This window comes from Streptomyces sp. NPDC030991, assembly GCF_055571235.1.
The window spans coordinates 265731-285161 of sequence record NZ_JBVIFR010000005.1 but is presented as its reverse complement, the minus strand read 5'-3'; the positions used below and the strand labels follow the sequence as shown (position 1 = coordinate 285161).

Below are 19431 nucleotides of genomic sequence, written 5' to 3'. Positions count from 1 at the left end.
GTTCCACTCATCACGTTACCGGGTCAGTGCGGTCGCTGCAACGCGAGAATGCGCCTCAACGCGTTACACTGGGAGGTATGGCAGTCACTCTCACGGAGATCCCGCTCCAGGCACTGACGGATCTGGTCAACGGCTGGGGCACGCTGCCGCGCCAGGATGACGGCCGGGGTGACGATCCGCTCCGGCCCGTCGCCGATATCGCGGAGCGGCTCGGCCTGCCCGCGCGTGTGAGCACCGCGCTGACCCCGGAGGCGCTCGCCGACGCCGCGGACCGCCTCCACGTGGTCTTCGCCGCTCCGGACGGCGCGGCGTGCGCGCCGGCCCTGACGCGCCTGTTGCGCGACAGCGGCGTCCGTCCCGTCCTGGACACGAGGGCCGATGGCGCGCCGCGCGCCGCGTGGAGCGTCGAGGACACCGAGGAAGCCCTGCTCGCGGCGGCGGCGATCACCCTGCGTCAGTACCTCGCCGACCACGGGTTCGCGCGTATCGGCATCTGCACCGGAGGTCACTGCGCGGACGTCTACGTCGACCAGTCACCGGGCGGGCGGCGCCGCTTCTGCTCGGTGACCTGCCAGAACCGGACGCGCGTGGCGGCGTTCCGCAGCCGCAGGGCGGCCGCCGCCGGATGAGCGCCCGGCCCTGACGGGCGCGTCAGGGCCGGGCGGGGGATCAGTCGCCGCTCAGCTCCTCGACGTGGGCCAAGGTGTCGCTGCCGAGCAACTGGCCGGCCGTGACCTCCACGCCGTGTTCGCGGGAGAGCCGGAGCCGGAGCTTGCCGGCCATCAGCGAGTCGAGGCCGTAGTCGCGCAACGGTCGCCGGTCGTCCAGCTCGGCCGGTTCCATCCCCAGGGCCGCGCCCGCGAGGTCGCGGATCGGACGGCTGTGCCGGGCGGTCGCCGGCTCGGCGCGGGCGGACTCCGCGACGGCCGGCGCCGGGCTCGGGCGGGGCGCCGACGTGGGGGGCGCCGGTGTGTGGGCGGGCGGCCGCTGGGCGATCCGGTCGGCGACGCGGGCCGCCGCGGCCCGGAGCCGCGAACGGCGCACACCCGTGGCGGCGCGCGCGGACGGGGCCGGCACCTTGCGCAGCCGGATCCCGGCGAAGGAGGCGAGTACGCGGCCGTCCGGCGCGATGACGGTCACCTCCGCGACCGGGTCCGCCCCGGTGATACGGCACGTGCTCCAGAACTCGTCCGGCAGATCCTCGAAGAGCTGTACCGAGCCGAACGCCTCGGGCACATAGGAGACGGCGGTCCGTGAGGCGGGCGCCGCGGCCAGCAGCGGTTGCAGGGCGACCTCCCAGGCGGCGGGCGCCGGGGCCTTGGGGTGGCGCATGCGGGCGACGGCCTCCCCGTCCCGGCGCCACAACTGCTGTACGGAGCGCAGCGCCTCCCCGACGTGCAGCCCTCGGCCTTTCGCGACCTCGTAGAAGGCGTCGGCGGTGACGTACCCGTGGCAGCGGCCCAGAGCGGCGTCCAGCGCCTGTGTGGCGTCGGCGCACTCCACCCCCTCGACCGGGCGGGCCAGCGCCGTCGCACACAGGGTCGAGGAGCCGGAGTCGCCGCTGACCGCGTCCACCGTGGCGTGGCGCGAGCCGTCGGACGACGGCACGCCGACCGTGGTCCGCAGCGAGATCCGGCGGTCGGGCGTCATCTCGACCGGCTCGGTGCCCAGTTCGACATGGTCCAGGGCGAAGAGCTGTCCAGGCGCCGCGTCGCGGGCGGCCTCCAGCGCGGTGGCCACGAACACGGCCGGGGGCACCGGCGTCATGCCGTGGAACGACACGCCTTCGTCCGGTCCCGGCAGTCCGAGATCGTCCAGCTCGTCCTGGCGTACGTGCGGCGCGGCGGGCTGCGGGGCGGCGGGCTGCCGGAACTGCGTCAGATCCCACGAGTAGTGGGGGAGCGGAACGGGCCGGGAAGGCCGCGGGTACCAGCGGCTCCAGTCCACATCGGCGCCACACGCGTACAACTGTCCGACGGCGCACAGGAGGTGTCGCCGCTCGTCCTGGTCCCGGCGCAGTGAAGGAACGGCGGAGCTCTCGGAGTCGGCGAGGATCTCGTCGAGGGCGCCCTTCAGTACCGGATGCGGACTGATCTCGACGAATACGCTGCCCTGCGCCCGGGCCAGGCCCTCGACGCTCCCGGCGAACCGGACGCGGCTGCGCAGGTTGTCCGCCCAGTAGCCGGCCGCGAGTTCGGGGCCGCGCAGGGTCCCACCGGTGACCGTCGAGATCAGCGGGGTCATGGTGGGGGCCGGCGTGAGATGGCCGAGCTCGGTGAGCAGATCGTCGTGCAGCGCGTCCATCAGGGGTGAGTGGGAGGCCACGTCGACCTTGACCGGATGGCACGGCACACCGCGCTCGTCCAGGGACCGGCACAGTTCGGCCAGGGCCTCCCGTTCTCCGGCGAGCACGCTGGCCGTGGGCGCGTTCTCCGCCGCCACGCAGACGGCTCCTTCGTAGGGGGCCACGGCCGACGCCGCGTCCGCGGCGCTCAGTTCGACACAGACCATCGCGCCCCGGCCTGCGGTGCGCTGCATGAGGCGGCTGCGGCGGCAGATGACCGAGGCCGCGTCCTGCAAGGACAGCGCTCCCGCCACGTGCGCCGCGGCCACTTCGCCCATGCTGTGCCCCACGCACGCGTCGGGGGTGACACCGAGGGCGCGCCAGGCGGCGGTCAGCGCCACTTCGACGGCCCACAGCACCGGCTGGACGCGCTCGACCTCGGTGGGCAGCTCGTCCGCGTGCAGAGCCTCGACCACGGACCAGCCGAGTTCCCGGCCCACAGCCGCGTCGCAGGCCAGCATCTGTGTGCGGAAGGAGAGTGAGGACGCGTACAGCTCGCGCCCCATGCCCAGCCACTGGGAGCCCTGGCCAGGGAAGACGAACACGGTCCTGCGCGCCGCCCCGAACCCCGCCTCGCCGAGGCCCCCTTGGGCGGTCCGCTCGCCCGCGGCGAGCGCCCGCAGCTGCCCGGCCATGTCCGCGTGCGTCGCGGCGACCGCCCAGAGCCGGTGGGGGAGCGGGTCGCGGCGGGTGGCGGCGGTCGCGCAGATCTCCCGCAGCGACTGCCCGTGTCCCGCGCCGCCGCGCTCCAGGTGCGCCGCGTGCGCGTCGGCCAGGCGCAGGAGCGCGGCGCGGGACTTGGCCGTGAGCACCAGCAGTTGGGGGTGCGGGATGCCGGTGTCCGAGACGGAGGTGCCGATGTCGGCGATCGGAGTGGTGGCGTCCGCGGCCGCGTCCATGACCGGAGTGTCGGCGCCTCCGGTCGGTGCTTGCATGTCTGTGCTCGTCGGCGTCGCGTGCTGCCCGGCCGGGGGAGCGGCGGCAGAGGGCGCGGTCCGCGGGCCGGGGGCGTAGGCACCGACCACCACATGCGCGTTGGTGCCGGAGAGTCCGAAGGAGCTGACGCCGAGAAGCGCGGTGGGCCCGGCCGGTCGTACGGGAATCGTCTCGCGCACGACCTCCACCGGCAGCCGGCCGTCGGCCAGGAGGGGGTGCGGGTCGCCGCAGTGCAGGGATGCCGGGATCTCGCCGTGCCGTGCGATGAGCACCGACTTGATGAGGCCCGCGATCCCCGCCGCGGCCTCGGCGTGCCCGATGTTGGACTTCACGGACCCGGTCAGCAGCGGCCGCCCGCCGGATCCCTCGGGGGCGAACGCGGCGGCCAGCGCCCGCAGTTCGACCGAGTCGCCGACCGAGGTGCCCGTGCCGTGCGCCTCGACGTAGTCGAGCTGGTGGGCGGAGACGCCCGCGCTGCGGCAGGCCTCCTCGATCATGTGGACCTGCCCGTCCACCGAGGGCTGGAGCAACAGGCCGCTGGCCCGGCCGTCGTTGGTGACGGCGGAGCCCAGCAGCAGGGCGAGCACCGGGTCGCCGTCGCGCTCGGCGTCACGGAGCCGCTTGAGCACCACGGTGCCGACACCGTCGCTGCGCACGAATCCGTCACCGCCCGCCGCCCCGAACCGGCAGCGGCCGCCCGGCGAGAGCATGCCGCCCTGGGAGTAGGCGATGGCGTCGTCGGGGGCGAGGACGAGGTTCACGCCGGCGGCGATGGCGAGGTCGCACTCCCCGGTGAGCAGGCTCTGCCGCGCCGCGTGCACGGCGACGAGCGACGACGAACAGGCGGTGTCCATGACGAGGCTGGGACCGCGCAGGTCCAGGGCGTAGGAGACGCGCCCCGACGTGACGGCCCGCAGGCGGTTGCCGACCACTCCGTGCACGTCGCGCCGCAGGGGAGGGGCGCCGGTGTCCCCGTACTCGGCCGTGGCCTGTCCGACGAAGACCCCGCCGTGGGTGCCGGCCAGGCTCGACGGCCGGATGCCGGCGGATTCCAGGGACTCCCACGTGACCTGGAGCAGTAATCGTTGCTGCGGGTCCATGCCGGTCGCCTCCGCCGGTGAGATCCCGAAGAAGGCGGCGTCGAAGCCGAAGGCGTCGGTCAGGAATCCGCCGTGGCGGGAGACCGTGCGGCCCGGATCGCCGGTGTGCTCGCTCACGTACGGGGTGACGTCGAACCGTTCGCGGGGGACCGGTGACACGGCGTCCACACCGGCCAGCAGGTTCGCCCAGAAGGCGTTCACGTCGTCGGCGCCGGGAAAGCGGCAGGCCATGCCCACCACTGCTATCGGCGATCGGTCGTCGGCCGGGGCGTGCTCCATCTCCAGGTCCGCCTTCTGTGTGAGGGCTGTGCCCGGCGGTCGACGCGGGACACGAGGACTAGCTGAGACTTGCGCGGTGCAAAAATATACTAAGGGTCAACTTTGGCCCGGAGTCAATGGTGCGTGACGGTGGTGGTTCTGGTGTCGCTCCGGGGGTTGCCGCACCGCGTGGTGCAGGGACTTCCGACTCCCCAGCCCAGGGGGAGCCAAACCGGCGTACGGAGATGAAGATGGATCGTGCCTGCTCGTGGCGGTGCGATCAGTCCCTGGCGGGGGACGTCGACTCGTGGCCGCCGGGTGAGACCCAGCCGCGCCGCGCGTAGGAGAGCGAGCCGGCGAGGATGATGCGCACGATCTCGCGCAGCTCCATGCGGAGCGGGGCGTGCGCCTCAGGGGCCTGGGACCAGCGGTAGAGGTGGCCCAGATAGGCGTCGCGCAGGAGATTGCCCACGCGCGCGGGGTCCACGTCGGGAGCGATGTCCCCCCGCTTGCGGCCGGTCTCGATGATGTCGGCGAAGAACTGGGCGGTGTACGGCTCCTCGAAGATGGGCCGGCCCGACTTGACCCATGCGGTGAGCATGGCGGGGACCACGTCCCGCTCCGACTCGTTGAACTCCGCCAGGACCGACATGCAGCGCTCGAGGTGGACCGCGACGTCGTCGTGGGGGCCCTGCGGTGTCTGGTCCATGGTGGCGACCAGGTGCTGCCTGCGCTTGTCCGCCCAGGCCAGGACGATGTCTTCCTTGCGCTGGAAGTAGTTGAAGAAGGTGCCCCTGGCCACGTCCGCGCGCTCGGCGATCTGGTCGATGGTCGTGCGCTCGTACCCCTGCTCGGCGAAGAGCCCGAGCGCGGACGCGTACAAGCCGTCACGGACGCGCTGCTTGCTGCGCTCCCGGCGCCCCATGGGGGCCGGCCCTGCGGCTGTCATGAGGGTTGCCCCTTTCGTCCCGATCCGCATTCGTGAACCATAGTACAACATTGCGTGCGGACGTGTGTCGAGCCGTCTGCACGCCGTTGGAAGAATCGTCCTGTACGCATCGAGGTTGCGCCACAATTTCGGCCACCGAGTGGGCAGTTGACTCCGGCATAAAAATAGATGCGAGTCCAAATATCCTCTGAAACTCCGCTCTCAACTGCGGAGTTGACGCTCCGTGGCGATCAACCAGGCGTGGAACATGCCGACTTGTCCGTAATCCCGGTGTTGAGATGGGCTTGAGTGATCTTGGGATGGCGTCTATAAATGGACTTCAGTTCATTGAAATGGACTCACCAGGGGAGCGGCTCCGATGCACGCGTTACTTCGTACGGAACGAACGACCATCGGCCGGGACGACGCCTGGCGCTGTGTGGTCTCCACCGTGGAGCAGGCCGAAGCGGGAGCGACCGCCGTGCTGCTCGTGCAGGGAGGGCCCGGTATCGGTAAGTCGCTGCTCCTGCGCGACGCCGCCGCATGGGCCGGCGCGCGGGGGCTTCCGGTCGCGACACATACGGCGGACTTCGGCCACCGCGGCGCAAGTTCCGTCGGCGAAGGCTCCGTCGGGCCGCCCCGCTTCGTCGCCGTCGACGACGTCCAGTCGCTCTCGGCCTCCGCGGAGCGGGCACTGCGCAGGGCGATCCGCCGCGGCGACGACGCGCCCGTGGTCTGGATACTGGCGGCTCGTCCCGGACGCACCGCCGAGCGGTTGCTGCGCGAGTGCCCGGGCACCGTGACACGCACCGTGCTGCGGCCGCTGCCCGCACCGCAAGCGACCGCGCTGGCCGCCAAGTTGATGGGCTTTCGGGCACTGCCCGGTCAGGTCGCGCGACAGGTGGCCGAGGCGAACGGGGATCCGCAGCTCATCACCGATCTCGTACAGGGGCTGACCGAGGAGATACCCGGCCCCGAGGCCGAGGTGCCCGACGGCCGGGAGGCCCGCTACCCACTGCCCACCCGCGTGCACATCGCGGTCGAACAGCGCCTGGCGCGACTCTCGCCGCGCACCCGGCAGGCGGTGTGCAGGGCCGCCGTGGGCACCCCCGCACCGGGGCCCGGCGCGCAGGCCACCGGCACGTCCCTGGAGCGCCACGAGTCCACCGCGCTGGCGCCCTTCCTGGACGAGGCGGTCGCGGCCGGACTCCTGCGGACCTACGACGACGGACGCGTGGCCTTCGCCAGCCCGTTGCTCCGCAGCGAAGTGGCGCGCTCCGAGCGCCTCTCGCCCTCCACGGCGCCCGCCGTCCGCCCGGGACCCGCGCAGGACGTGGCCGCCCACCCGGCCCCCGAGCCGTACGCGGCCCAGGAGCGGACACCGGAACCGGCCGCCCGCGTGGAGGAACTGTGGCGGGCGGGCGACGCCGTCGCCTCGCTGCGCCTCGGACGCCGTGTCGTCTCCGAGGACATCGGGGCGCACGGGACGTCGGCCGCCGCGGCGACGGTCTCCGAGAAGCTCGCCGCGATGGGCCGCGCCGGCGAGGCGTGGCAGCTGCTCGACCGGGCGCCCGACGAGCCGCTCACCGAGAGCGGCCGGTCCTGCGAGACGACGCTGGCACGCGCCCGCCTGCTGCTGCGGGCGGGCAGGATCGAGGAGGCCCGCCGCGCGGCGCACCGTGTCACGCGGTTCGACGACACGGCGGGCGCGGCGGCCTACCGTCCCATGGGCCAGGCGGTGGCGGCGATGGTCGCGCTGCGGTGCGGGGACCTCTCCGAGGCCGTCGACCACATGGACCACTGCCTCGTCTCGTTGCAGGACAGCGACGAACCCCTCGACTCCCCTATGTACGGGTGGGTGCGGGCGCAGCTGGTCGCCGCTCGGCACGGCGCGCGCCCCGCGATCCGGCTCCTGTCCGCGACGGACGGCGAACCCGGCGCGCACCTGTGGCGTGAACCGTCCCTGTATCTGGAGGAGCCCGGCGCCGCCGCCTGGCTGGTGCGGCTGGCGCTGAGCGTCGGCGACACGGAACTCGCCGAGGACGTCGTGGAGAGGACGGCGGAACTCGCCGAACTCAACGGTGGGCTCCCGGAGATCGTCGCCGTCCACGACCACGCGCGCGGCCTCGTGCGCGGCGACCTGGACGCCTTGCGGGCCGCCGCCGCCGGGCACTGCGGCGCATGGGCGCGCGGCTGCGCCCGGGAGGACCTGGCCGTCGTCTCGCTGCGCACCAGGGCGCTGGGCCGGCCCGAGTGGGCGCACACCCTGGAGTCCGCGCTGGAGGATTTCCGGGCCTGCGGTGCGAGCCGTGACGCGGCGCGCGTGGGGCAGCGGCTGCGGACGGTCGGCCGGCACACCGCCCCCCAGCGGTTCCGGCGCGAGAGCGGGACCGGCTGGGAGACGCTGAGCGAGGTCGAGCGCACCATCGCGCATCTCGCTGGCTCCGGACTGACGAACCGTCAGATCGCCCAGCGGGTCTATCTCTCGCCGCACACGGTCAACTACCACCTGCGGAAGATCTACCCGCGCCTCGGCGTCGGTTCGCGGGTCGAACTCAGCGGCGCGATGCAGCTGTCACGGGCGTAGAGCTCCGCCCGGCACGGCGGCCCCCCACAGTCCACCACCCCCAGCACACGTGCCTCCCACTCGTCGAGCGGGAGGCACCAGGAGTGACACAACATGACCCGGAACCCACGCGTACCCCGCGTCGCGGTCGTCGGCGCCGGTGCCGCCGGCGCGCTGACCACCGTCCAGCTGCTGAACCGCGCGGCGGAGCACGGTGTCGCGCTCGACCTGACCCTGATCGATCCGTCCGAGCGGTCCGGTCCAGGACTCGCCTACGGCACCGGCGAGCGCCGCCATCTGCTCAACGTGCCGGCGAGCAGGATGAGCGCGCTGCCCGACGACGCCGGACACTTCGTGCGCTGGCTCGGCGCCCACCGTCCCGCAGCCGCACCGGACGACTTCGTCGCCCGCCAGGACTACGGCCAGTACCTCGCCGACGTACTGGAGCACGCTGTCCGGACGAGCGGCTCCGGACGGCCGCGCCGCCTGCACACACGGGTCGTCGGCGTGCACCGGCAGGACCGCTCCATGACCCTGGCCCACGCCGACGGCGCCCGGCTGACGGCGGACGCCGCCGTACTGGCCCTGGGGAACTTCGCCCCCGCCGCCGAGTGGGCCGGGGACGCGCTGCGGGCCGACCCCCGCTTCGTGGCCGACCCATGGGCGCCGGGCGCCCTGGACGCCGTCGACGGCACGGGCGACGTCCTGCTCGTGGGCACCGGACTGACCATGGCCGACGTGGCGATCACACTCGCCGGGCCCGGCCGGGTGCTGCACGCCGTCTCCCGGCACGGACTCGTCCCGCACACCCACCTCGCCTCCCCGGCCCCGCCCGCCGCGCCGTGCCCGCTGGACGGCGCCCGCGGCCTGGACGCGCTGCGCCGTGACATCCGTCGCCACCTGGCTGCGTGCCGCCGCGAACGCGGCGACTGGCGGCCGGGCATGGACGGACTGCGCCCGTTGACCGCGGGCCTGTGGCAGCAGCTCACCGCCGCGGACCGCTCGCGGTTCCTCCAGGAGGACCTGCGCAGTTGGGAGGTGCACCGGCACCGTCTCGCGCCCCCGACGGCGGCCCGGCTGCGCGTGCTGCGCGGGCGGGGACGGCTGCGGGTGTCGGCCGCCGAGATCGTCGGGGCCACCGCGGAGCGCGACGCCGTGCGTGTACGGCTCGGCGACGGCAGGGAGTTGCGGGTGGCCGCGGTGATCAACTGCACCGGCGCGCGCACCGACCTGCACCGCGCGGGGGACCCGCTGGTGGACGGCCTCCTGCGGGACGGGACCGCCCGGCCGGGCCCCGCGGGCCAGGGGCTCGACACGGCGGGCGACGGCCGGCTGGTCCCCGCCGCCGGTCCTGCCGCGCCGCTGTGGACGATCGGGGCGCCCCGCCGAGGCAATCTCCTGGAGACGACGGCGATGCCCGAGATCCGCGGCCAGGCCGCGCAGGTGGCCGACAGCGTCCTGCGAGCCGTCGCCCCCTCGGCCGTGCCCGTAGCGCCGGAGTACCGGGGCGAGCCCGTCGCTACGCCCACCTGAACACCGGGGACCGACGCCACGGCCCCTGATACGCCAGGGCAACCCGGTCAGGACAACCGGGTACTTGAACGCCGGGGGCCGACGCCACGGCCCCCCGCGACATGCCAGGGCCACCCGGTCAGGACGGCCGGGTGGCCCTTGGCGTGCCGGTGTGCGGCCTATCGCGGCGCGACGAGTCGCAGCGCCCGCGTCAGGACGGCTTCGGCGGTGATGCCGTTACGCTCCAGCAGGTGTTCGTGGCCACCGCTGCCCGCCGCGAAGGCATCGGGCACCCCCACCCGCAGCACCGGCGCGCAGGGCCGGGCCGCGGACGTGACCTCGGCGACGGCCGACCCCAGACCGCCCTGGACCCAGTGCTCCTCCACGGTGACGATGCCGGCCGTCGTGCGCGCGGCGTCCAGCAGAGCCGCCTCGTCCAGGGGCTTGACGGTGTGCATGTTGAGCACCCGCGCCGAGACGCCCCGCGCGGCCAGGAGATCGGCGGCCTCCAGCGCCCTGAGGACCGGGTACGGGCCGGTGGCGACGAGGGTGACGTCCGAGCCGCGGCGCAGCGTCTGCGCCTTTCCCAGCCTGACCGGCTCCGCGTCCGCCGGCAGCGCCGGGGTCGCGCCGCGGCCCAGACGCAGATAGACGGGCCCGGGGAGCGCGGCCGCGGCCCGCACCATGGTCCCCGCCTGCTCCGCGTCGGCGGGCACGAGGACGGTCATGTGCGGCAGCAGCCGCATGACGGCGAGGTCTTCGAGGCAGTGGTGCGTGGCTCCCAGATGGCCGGCGGCCAGGCCGCTGTGCGTGGCGGCGATCCGGACCGGGACATCGTTGCGCGCGATGTCGAGCTTCACGGACTCCAGGGCCCGGGTGGTCGCGAACGTGGCCATGGTGTTGACGAAGGGCCGGAACCCCACGGCGGCGAGGCCCGCCGCCGTGCTCAGCAGATTCTGCTCAGCTATCCCCAGATTGACGTAATGGGCGGACAGGTCGCCCCAGTCGACCGGGTTGAAAAGGCCCGTGTCGCTGTCGAGGCACACCACGCGCGCGTCGGACCGCATGAGCTCCACGAGCTGGTCGCGGTAGACCTCACGGTTGGGCCGCGGCGGATCCGGGGCGATGGCGGGTGCGTCGAGCAAGGTCGTCTGCGTCACGATCGGCTCCCCCTCGGGTCACGGGCGGTCAGCGCGGCCTGGGCCCGCCGCCGCTGTCGGTCGGTCAACTTGGCGTAATGGCTGCGCACTTGCCCTTCCACCTGCGGCATGCCCTTGCCCTTGACGGTCCGGGCGATGACGACACGCGGCTTGCCCGTGGGGACCTCGGGCGGGCGCAGGGCCTCGGCGAGGCGGTCCGGATCATGGCCGTCGATGTCGTGGACGTCCCAGCCGAAGGCGGCCCAGCGGTCCGCCAGCGGTTCCAGCGCCGCGTTCTCCTCGGTGGAGCCGGTGATCTGCAGACGGTTGCGGTCGACCACCGCCACCAGGCGGTCCAGGCCGTGGGTGCTCGCCGCCATGGCCGCCTCCCACACCGATCCCTCCTGCAACTCGCCGTCACCCATCACCACGTAGCACCACCGGTCGGCCTCCGCGAGCCGGAAGCCGAGCGCGTGCCCGACGCCCACGGACAGGCCGTGCCCCAGCGCTCCGGTGGGCCACTCCACCCCGGGGATCTCGGCGTGCGGATGAGCGGTCAGCGGCCCGTCGGGCCGGCCGTAGCGTTCGATGTGGTCCTCGGGGACGAACCCGTACTCGGCGAGCGCCGCGTACAGGCCGATCGCGCCGTGCCCCTTGCTCAGGATCAGGACGTCGCGGTCGGGGGCTTCGGGGTGCTCCGGGTCGATCCGGAGCACCGAGGAGTAGAGGGTCACGAGGATCTCCGTCAGGGACAGGGATCCGCCCAGGTGGCCGCCTTCGGGGTTGGCACACATGTCGACGACACGTTGGCGTACGCGGCGGGCGCGTTCGGCCGTACTGGTCTCGTTCATGGGGAGTCGGGCCCGGTCGGGCCGCTGCTCCTTTCCGCGGTCAGCAGGGACAGGGCGGGGCGGACGGCCGGATCGGCGCCGAGCGCGTCCAGGGTCCGGACGAGGACGTCGATGCCGCGCAGGTAGTCCTCGATGAGGATGTGCTCGTTGTCGGCGTGGTCCAGGGCGCTGTCACCGGGGCCGTACGTGGCCATGGGGACGTCCCACACCTCGGCCAGCGTGTTCATGTCGGAGGTGCCGCTCTTGACCTTCCAGGTGGGCCGGCGGTGCTGGGCGCGGATGGCCCCCGACAGGGCGCGCACCACCGGGTCGGAGCGGTCGGTGCGACAGGCGGCGACCGAGTTGATCAGCTCCAGGCGCCCCTTGGGGACCTTCGCGGCGAGCTGGTCCACGAGGCGTCCCACGTCGTACAGGGGTGGCGTGCGGACGCTGAACTCCGCCTCGGCCACCGCCATGTCACCGCTGAGCGACACCAGGGTCGGGCCCGGGGTCGCGAAGCTGTGGTTCCCGATGTCGGGACCCAGGACGTCGAGCAGCGTGGCCCAGGCACGGCAGACCAGCTCGGTCGCCTTGGGCTCCGGGTTGGAGGGATGCGTCGGGTCGCAGCGCACCTGGTAGGACAGGTCCGTCTTGCCCTTGTAGCCGACGACGACGGTGTCCCAGCCGCTCGGTTCGCCCACGATCAGGGCGTCGGGCCGGTCGTGGTGCGCGCGGATGTGCATGGCCCCGCGCGAGGAAGGTGTCTCCTCCTCCACGGCGCCGACCACGGTCACCGAGCCGGGGAAGCCGCGCGCGGCGGCCGTGGCGGCGGCGCAGATCATGGCGGCGAGCGGCCCTTTCGCGTCCACCGAACCACGCCCGTACAGCCGGTCGCCCTCCACCCGGACCGGTATGTGACCGGGGATCGTGTCCATGTGCCCCAGCAGCATCACCGAGGGGCCGTCGCCGCGGCCGATGGTGCCGACGGCGTTCCCGGCCGCGTCGATCTCGGCCGTGAACCCCAGGTCGCGCATCAACGACACGATGTGGGCCGCCACTTCGCCCTCGTCGCAGGAGGGCGAGTCCACCTGCAGCATGCCGTGCAGCACTCCCACGGCGTACGGCTGCGACGAGGAACCGATGTCGTGCACAGTGTGTGTGGTCATCCCGCCATCTCCCATGCGTCGGAACCGGCTTTCGAGCGGGCCACCGCCACGTCCGTGCCCCGGCCGGCGAGCGCCGCCTCGACCGGCGATGAGGCGCGGCCGTCGGCGATCACCACCCGCTCGCAGCCCTGTTGCAGCGCCTCACGGGCCGCGATCAGCTTGAGCCCCATGCCGCCGCCCCGGTACGGGGGCGGCCCGCTCGCCGGGACCTCGCACACGTCGAGCGTCGAGGAGTCGTCGGCGGGGTCGGCCAGGACGCCGGGGGCCCCGGTGAGCAGTACCAGCGCACTGGCCCCGAGCGCGCCGGCGACGGCGGCCGCGGCCCGGTCGGCGTCCGTGTTCACCGGGCGTCCGTCCTCGGCGACGGCGGGCGGCGAGATCACCGGCAGGCAGCCCGCGTCGAGCAGGCCCTCCACCAGCTCCGTGTCGACGGAGGTGATCTTCCCGGTGTGGTTGTCGCGCACGATGGTCGGGCGGCCCGCCACGATGGCGCGCAGCGCCGACTTGCGCCGGGCCCGCAACAGCCCGCCGTCGAGCCCGGTCAGCCCCACCGCGCGGGTGCCCCGCAGGTTCAGCAGGGAGACAAGGCGGGGCTTGGCCAGCCCCGCGAGGGCGAGTTGTACGACCTCCAGCATGTCGCTGTCGGTGTGGCGCGTGCTGATGCCGTCGGGCGCGGTGAGCCTGCGGGACTCCACGCCGAGACGGGAGGCCAGCTGCTCGATGTCGGCGGAGCCGCCGTGCACCAGCACCAGGCGTCGCCCCCGCCTCGCGAGGCGGGCGACATCGGTGCAGACGGCCTCGGCATTCACGGCGGCATTGCCGCCGCACTTGACCACGATGGTCTCGGTCATACGGCGATTCCCCTCGAACGGATTTCGGATGGTCGGAATCGGGAGTCCGGCGAACGCGTACGGGACCTGGCCACGGCCCGGCCCGGGCTCAGTTGGGGTGCAACCCCGGGAATTCGAGTCCGCTGCGCTCGGCACAGCCGAAGCGGATGTTCATGCACTGCACCGCGTTTCCGGCGCCGCCCTTGACCAGGTTGTCCAGCGCGCCGACCGCCACCGCGTGCGTACCGTCGCGGGAGAGGGCGAATCCGACGTCGCAGTAGTTGGAACCGGAAAGGATCTTCGGCTCCGGCAGGCGGTGGTCCCCGCGCTTGCGGGCGACGACCCGCACGAACGGCTCCGCCGCGTACGCCTTGGTGTAGGCACGGCGCAGTTGCGCCTCGTCGACACCTTCGTGCAGCGACAGACGGCAGACCACCTGCACCCCGCGCACGGCTTCCACGCCGGTCGCGTTCATCCGGACCGGCAGGCCGGTCGCCTGGGCGATCTCCGCCTCGTGCCGGTGCTCGGTGGGTGCGAACAGCCGCATGGCGCCGCTGCGTTCGGCGTGCAGGTTGGACGGCCCGGCGGTGACACCCGAGCCGCTCGACCCGGTGCGCGCGTCGACCAGTACCTGGCCGCCGGCCAGCCCCGCCTCGACGGCGGGCACGGTCGCCAGCATCCCCGCGGTCGCCATGCAACCGGGTACGGAGATGAGGTCGGCGTCGCGCAGCCGCTCCCGGTGGTACTCCGGCAGCCCGGTCACGAAGTGCGGGAGCAGGTCGCTCGCCTCGTGCCGCACCCCGTAGTAGCGCTGGTACACCTCCGTCGAGCCGAGCCGGAAGTCACCGGAGAGGTCGATGACCGTACCGGCCACCCGCTGGTAGTCACGCATGCGCGCCATGGTCTTCGTGTGCGGCATGGCCAGGAACAGCACGTCGAGCGGGGCGGCGCTGTCGAGGGCGTCGTGCGGGGCGAACACGAGGTCGGTGCGGCCCCGCAGATTGGGATGCGCCCCGTCCACCCGTTTCCCGGCGAGCGAGTCCGACGTGGCCAGCACCACGTCCGCCTCGGGGTGCCCCAGAAGGATGCGGAGCAGTTCTCCGCCGATGTAGCCGGACGCACCGGCCACGGCCACGGTCAGCACGGCAGCCTCGCCTCCAGATGGTCGATCATCAGATCCGCGAGGGAGAGGTCGCTGCCGTGTGCCCGCTGGAACCCGGAGAACTCGACCCCGTGGTTCACCTCCAGGACGCACAGCTCCCCGTCGGGGCCTTCCAGGAGGTCCACGCCGGCGACGTCGGCGCCCGTGCTCTGCGCGGCCGACACCGCCAGCTTGGCCACCTCGTCGGTCAGTTCGCAGCGGTGGCTGACCGCGCCGCGCGCCACGTTGGTGCGCCAGTCCTCGCCGCTGCGGTAGATGGCGCCGACCGCCTCGTCGCCGATGACGACGACGCGGATGTCGCGCTCGGGCTTGAAGACGTACTCCTGGACGTAGGTGATGTGCGCGTTCGTCCCGGGCAGCGCGGCCACGTAGTCGAGCACCGTACGGGCGGTGTCCGCGTCCGGCAGGTAACTGACCAGCCGGCCCCAGGAGCCGACCAGCGGCTTGATCACCGCGGGATAGCCGAGGGCGTCCAGGGCCGGCAGCGCGGCTTCCGGTGTGAGGGCGAGGGCGGTGCGCGGGGTCGGTATCCCCGCGTCGTGCAGGGCCACCGAGGTGCGGTACTTGTCGCCACAGACCTCGGTGGCCCGCGCGGAGTTGAGGACCACGCAGCCGGCGGCCTCCAGCGCGCGGGCGCCGTACAGCGCCCGCGCGTACCCGATCTCCCGGTTGAGGACCACAGGTGCCGGCCCGGCGTCGCCGTCCAGGGACTGCCACATCGTGCGCGAGTCCAGGAACGCGTAGGGGAGTTTGCGGCGGTCGAGCGCCTCCAGGATGCGCTTCTCATCCGTGCGCACCCGGGAGGCGAGCACCGCGCACACCGCTTCGGCGGACGTGTGCGGAGTGATAGTCACTCTCCCCAGTCCTCCTCGACCTCGGGCGCGAGACCGACCTGCACGGGGTCCACGGTGAGTACTTCGAGCTCCACCGCGCAACTGTCGCACTCGACGATCTCGTTGGTCTTCGGCTGGTCGGCCAGCGACAGGTCCGACTCGCATTCGGGGCAGGCAAGCATGGGATTCCTCCTGAGTCGTGCTGCTTTCCCTTTACGTCTTCTTACGTCTTCGAGTACAGCCCATTCGGGGGCGATCCGGTATCGATCGTGGAATGAACCGGGTGTACGTTCCGCGTGGAATTCCGGCGGCTCCTGTCATCACGGTGATGACCTCACGGGCGGGCTGTGTGAGGCGGAAAAGAAGGGGAATGCGGAAGGCCCTTTCCAGCGGATCGCCGGAAAGGGCCTGGGTACGGCTCCGTGTTCTCTAGGTGGCCAGAGGCCGGGGGACCGGGGCGAGCCGCTCCACCAGACCCGTGCGGTAGGCGTAGGCGACGAGTTGGGCACGGTCCTTGAGACTGAGCTTGTGCCGGATCCGGTAGATGTGGGTGCGCACGGTGGTCAGTCCGATGAACAGCGACCGGGCGATGTCCTCCGGTGAACTGCCCCCGCCGATGAGCACGAGGATCTCCCGCTCGCGCTGCGTCAGCGCGTCGGTCGCCGCGCTCGTCTCCTCGGCGGCGATGGTCCCCTTGCGCAGGAACCAGGTGCGCAGCCGGTCGACGATCTCCGGGCTGAACGCCGTCTGGCCGCGCACGACACGGTGGATGGCGTCGATCACCTCGCAGCGGGTGGCGTCACGCCGGATCAGCCCGCGCACGTCCGCCGCGATGAACTGGGCCATGTCCTGGCCGCTGCACTCGTTGTAGAGCACGACGAACGAGGGCGGGGTGCGGTCCTTGCGGCGTGCCGCGCCGAGCACCCGGTGCACCAGGTCGACCGACTCGGCCGGCTCGGGCAGACCGACGAGGACGACGTCGGGTCCGGTGCGGTCCACCGCGTCGAGCGTCGCGCCGCGGTCGTCGGCGGTGCCGGTGACGGCGATGTCCGAGGTCGCGGAGAGCATGGTGCGCAAGCCGTCCCGCATGAGGGGGAGCTGGTCGCAGATGAGGACACGGAACGTCTGCGGACGCCGCGCGCCGGGGGCCGTCGTCTCGGCGGAGTCGTACGTGGGCCCGGCCTCGGTCCACGCGGCCGCCTCGCCCGCCGTCACGTCCGGTTCCGCGACGGCTCGGCGGTGGCCATCCGGACCCGCGTGCCCTCCGGCGCGGGCGCCGGTGGCGCGGCGCGCCGCGTGCGCAGTCCGACGAGGGTCCACACCACGGCCCCGCCGGCTCCCACGAGAACGGCCACGGTGAGGAGGATGGCCTGGATCCCGACGACGGCCGCGATCAGGCCGGACGCCGCCGGAGCCACCAGCGAGCCGGTCGCCTGCATCGCCCGCCACAGCGCCATGGCCCGGCCGTGGTGCTCGGAGGCGACACCGCGCAGCAGGGCAACGCGGCACGCCGGACCGAAGAGACCGACCGCGACGCCCCACACGAAGACTCCGGCGAAGGCGACGGACACCTGGTCGGTGCCGATGTAGACCGCTTCGCCGCAGGCGATCAGCACCACCGAGACCGGCAGGAAGTAGGCGTGGTCCAGCAGATGTTTCCAGCGCAGCATGAAGACCGTCGCCCCGAGCAGCCCGATCCCGAAGATCACCTCGATGGTGGCGAAGGTGCTCGCGGGACGGTCCAGGACCTCGCGCACGTACAGGGGCTCCAGGGGACGGAACGCCCCGTTCGCGAGCGACGTGACCAGCGTCAGCACCAGGGCGGCCGCGACGGCGAAGGACGTCATGAGGGCGCGCATCCCGATCCTGCTCCCCGTGCCCTCGGACGCGGGGCGGACGGTGGCGCCCAGGGTGACGAAGACGAGGCCGCCGAGGAGGGAGATCCCCGCGATCACGCCGAACGCGCTGACGGTGCCCCACAAAGCGATGCACACCGCTGCCGTCGTGGGCCCCGCGATGAACGGCAGGCTCGTCGCGAACCCCATCCAGATGCTGGAGGTGACGTGCTCGACGCGCCCGGGCAGCCAGCTCGGCATGGCGTCGGCGGCCGGCTGGGCGAACGCGCGGGCCACACCGGAGGCGAGCGTGACCGCCCACAGCAGCGGCGCCGTGTCCGTCACGATCATGGCAAGCGTGGTCAGGACGGCCGCGCCGCTCGCGACGACCCCGACCGTGCGGGGCCCGACGGCGTCGATGATCCGGCCGACCGGATGGCTCAGCAGGACCGAGGGGCCGCCCCACGCCACCGCGATCGCCGCCATGTACGCGGCGTCCTCGCGCAGCGTGAAGGTCGCCTTGGACTCGATGACGATGAGCAGCGCCCAGTAGGCGATGCCGATGAGGCTCTGCCCGAAGACCAGTTTGTGCAGCGGGGTCAGCCGCCGCGTGCCGGAGTCGCTCATCGCACGGACCGCCCGTCGGTCGCGGGCCGGTACAGGCCCTCCTGTTCGAGGCGGCGGATCGTCGCGTAGTCGCGTTCGACCGCGGCCGGGTCGGCGTCCAGCAGGGCGAGGTGGTCGGGCGAGGAGAACAGGTCGACCGTCTTGCGCACCGGGGTCCCCGCGTGCAGCCCGCGCACCGAGCCGACCAGCGTCGGCAGCGAGGCCACCTCGTCGAGGGCCGGTCCTGCCGCCAGTTCGCCGTCGTACGGGGCGATCAGCGACACCACGCGCAGTCGCCGGTCGAAGCGGTAGACCTGCCCGGGCAGCCGGTCGAAGGAGTCCGGGTCGACGCAGGCCCGCACCGTGAGATCGACCTGGCTCGTCCCGGTCGCCGTACGGTGCAGCTCGGGGTCGTCGGCGCCCTGGATACGGGCGCCGCACTCGATGAGGACCGGGCCGCGCGCGGTGAACATGACCTCGCTGTGCGCGGGGCCGTTGCGGATGCCGAGGGCGTCGAGAACCTGTGTCAAGTACTCCCGCAGCGCCTGCTGTTCGGGGCCCTCGCCGGGGACGAGCTCCTCCCAGTCGTAGACCAGGGCGCCGTCGACGTGGGTGCGCACGTCCTTCCAGATCTCGTTGATGTAGTGCCGGCCCGCCCGGCTGACACTGTTCACGAAGTACTGCTGGCCGGTGAGGAGTTCCTGCGCGAGGACCACCTCGTTGCGCAGGCCCAGGTGGTTGACCGCCCCGTGGATGCGGGTGAACGCGGCGCGGGCCTCGGCGGCGTCGGCGCAGAAGGTCACGCTGTCGGAACCGACGCTGTCGACCGGCTTGACGACCAGCGGCCAGTGGCCGCCCCGCTCGGCCCAGGCCACCAGTTCGCCGGCGTCGGCGGTGACGAGGCTCGCCGCGTGGTCGAGCCCGGCCCGGCGGATCCGCTCGACCATCGCGTACTTGTCGCGGCGCGCGGGCGACGTGGCGACCCCGTTCCCCGACAGGCCGAGCCGCTCCGCGAGCGCGTCCGTGAGCTCCACCCCGGGCTCGGCGCCGGCGACGACGAACCGGGGCCCGTACGAGGCCACTTGACGTGTCGTCTCGGCCACGTCGCCGTGGTGCACGACGACTTCCGTGAAGTCCTCGGGGCGGAAGTTCTTGGCGTACACCGGGGGGAGGGGATCGCTGCTGTGGACCGCTACGGTCCGCCAGCCCTGCGCATGGAAGACGGGGGCGAGATGAGCGCCGGTCGAGACGGGGTCGACGATGACGACAGTCGTGGGGACGGGTGCGCCCCCGCGGGACGGCGCGGGGGCGGCACGGTCGGGGGTGTGCTTCTCGTCGAGCGACAGTGAGCTGCTTATCGGCTGTGTTTCGATGGCATCATCCATA

Annotated in this window: 15 protein-coding genes; 3 read left to right on the top strand and 12 right to left on the bottom strand. The window is 73.0% G+C overall.

The window, feature by feature from the left end:
* Positions 1 to 77 precede the first annotated feature (77 nt).
* A complete protein-coding gene (locus ACZ45E_RS12545; protein ID WP_468219752.1) occupies positions 78 to 629 on the top strand; it encodes a CGNR zinc finger domain-containing protein in 552 nt (183 codons plus the stop codon).
* A gap of 40 nt (positions 630 to 669) precedes the next feature.
* On the opposite strand, the gene ACZ45E_RS12540 is transcribed toward ACZ45E_RS12545, so the two are convergent.
* Both ACZ45E_RS12540 and ACZ45E_RS12535 read right to left on the bottom strand, forming a co-directional pair.
* Positions 670 to 4659 carry a type I polyketide synthase gene (locus ACZ45E_RS12540; protein WP_468219749.1) on the bottom strand — a complete coding sequence of 1330 codons (3990 nt, stop codon included), beginning with the start codon at positions 4657 to 4659 and terminating at the stop codon, positions 670 to 672.
* A gap of 259 nt (positions 4660 to 4918) precedes the next feature.
* Positions 4919 to 5587 carry a TetR/AcrR family transcriptional regulator gene (locus ACZ45E_RS12535; protein WP_468219747.1) on the bottom strand — a complete coding sequence of 223 codons (669 nt, stop codon included), beginning with the start codon at positions 5585 to 5587 and terminating at the stop codon, positions 4919 to 4921.
* 358 nt (positions 5588 to 5945) lie between these two features.
* On the opposite strand from ACZ45E_RS12535, the gene ACZ45E_RS12530 reads away from it, so the two are divergent.
* Positions 5946 to 8153: a helix-turn-helix transcriptional regulator gene (locus ACZ45E_RS12530; protein WP_468219745.1), complete on the top strand. Its 2208-nt coding sequence runs from the start codon at positions 5946 to 5948 to the stop codon at positions 8151 to 8153.
* A 93-nt stretch (positions 8154 to 8246) separates the two neighbouring features.
* Positions 8247 to 9665: an FAD/NAD(P)-binding protein gene (locus ACZ45E_RS12525; protein WP_468219742.1), complete on the top strand. Its 1419-nt coding sequence runs from the start codon at positions 8247 to 8249 to the stop codon at positions 9663 to 9665.
* Between the two features lie 158 nt (positions 9666 to 9823).
* Here the strand turns inward: ACZ45E_RS12525 and ACZ45E_RS12520 are convergent, their stop codons facing one another.
* From ACZ45E_RS12520 to ACZ45E_RS12475, 10 genes are all read right to left on the bottom strand, one after another.
* Positions 9824 to 10804, bottom strand: coding sequence for a transketolase family protein (locus ACZ45E_RS12520; RefSeq protein WP_468219741.1), 981 nt, complete (start codon positions 10802 to 10804; stop codon positions 9824 to 9826).
* Entirely contained in the window at positions 10801 to 11634 is an 834-nt protein-coding gene (locus tag ACZ45E_RS12515; protein WP_468219738.1) for a transketolase, read from the bottom strand. The genes ACZ45E_RS12520 and ACZ45E_RS12515 overlap by 4 nt, the downstream gene beginning before the upstream one ends.
* Positions 11631 to 12779 carry a M20/M25/M40 family metallo-hydrolase gene (locus ACZ45E_RS12510; protein WP_468219736.1) on the bottom strand — a complete coding sequence of 383 codons (1149 nt, stop codon included), beginning with the start codon at positions 12777 to 12779 and terminating at the stop codon, positions 11631 to 11633. Before ACZ45E_RS12510 ends, ACZ45E_RS12515 begins: the two co-directional genes overlap by 4 nt.
* Positions 12776 to 13630 carry a [LysW]-aminoadipate kinase gene (locus ACZ45E_RS12505; protein WP_468219733.1) on the bottom strand — a complete coding sequence of 285 codons (855 nt, stop codon included), beginning with the start codon at positions 13628 to 13630 and terminating at the stop codon, positions 12776 to 12778. Before ACZ45E_RS12505 ends, ACZ45E_RS12510 begins: the two co-directional genes overlap by 4 nt.
* 88 nt (positions 13631 to 13718) lie before the next feature.
* The gene (gene argC / locus ACZ45E_RS12500; protein ID WP_468219732.1) at positions 13719 to 14753 is read right to left on the bottom strand and encodes an N-acetyl-gamma-glutamyl-phosphate reductase; all 1035 of its coding nucleotides are present in this window, start codon (positions 14751 to 14753) and stop codon (positions 13719 to 13721) included.
* Positions 14747 to 15625, bottom strand: coding sequence for a RimK family alpha-L-glutamate ligase (locus ACZ45E_RS12495; RefSeq protein WP_468219731.1), 879 nt, complete (start codon positions 15623 to 15625; stop codon positions 14747 to 14749). Before ACZ45E_RS12495 ends, argC begins: the two co-directional genes overlap by 7 nt.
* A complete protein-coding gene (gene lysW, locus ACZ45E_RS12490; RefSeq protein WP_468219728.1) occupies positions 15622 to 15786 on the bottom strand; it encodes a lysine biosynthesis protein LysW in 165 nt (54 codons plus the stop codon). The genes ACZ45E_RS12495 and lysW overlap by 4 nt, the downstream gene beginning before the upstream one ends.
* Positions 15787 to 16033: 247 nt before the next feature.
* Positions 16034 to 16819, bottom strand: coding sequence for a response regulator transcription factor (locus tag ACZ45E_RS12485; RefSeq protein WP_468219727.1), 786 nt, complete (start codon positions 16817 to 16819; stop codon positions 16034 to 16036).
* The gene (locus ACZ45E_RS12480; RefSeq protein WP_468219724.1) at positions 16816 to 18066 is read right to left on the bottom strand and encodes an MFS transporter; all 1251 of its coding nucleotides are present in this window, start codon (positions 18064 to 18066) and stop codon (positions 16816 to 16818) included. The genes ACZ45E_RS12485 and ACZ45E_RS12480 overlap by 4 nt, the downstream gene beginning before the upstream one ends.
* Positions 18063 to 19430 carry an ATP-grasp domain-containing protein gene (locus ACZ45E_RS12475; RefSeq protein ID WP_468219723.1) on the bottom strand — a complete coding sequence of 456 codons (1368 nt, stop codon included), beginning with the start codon at positions 19428 to 19430 and terminating at the stop codon, positions 18063 to 18065. The genes ACZ45E_RS12480 and ACZ45E_RS12475 overlap by 4 nt, the downstream gene beginning before the upstream one ends.
* Position 19431: the final 1 nt, after the last annotated feature.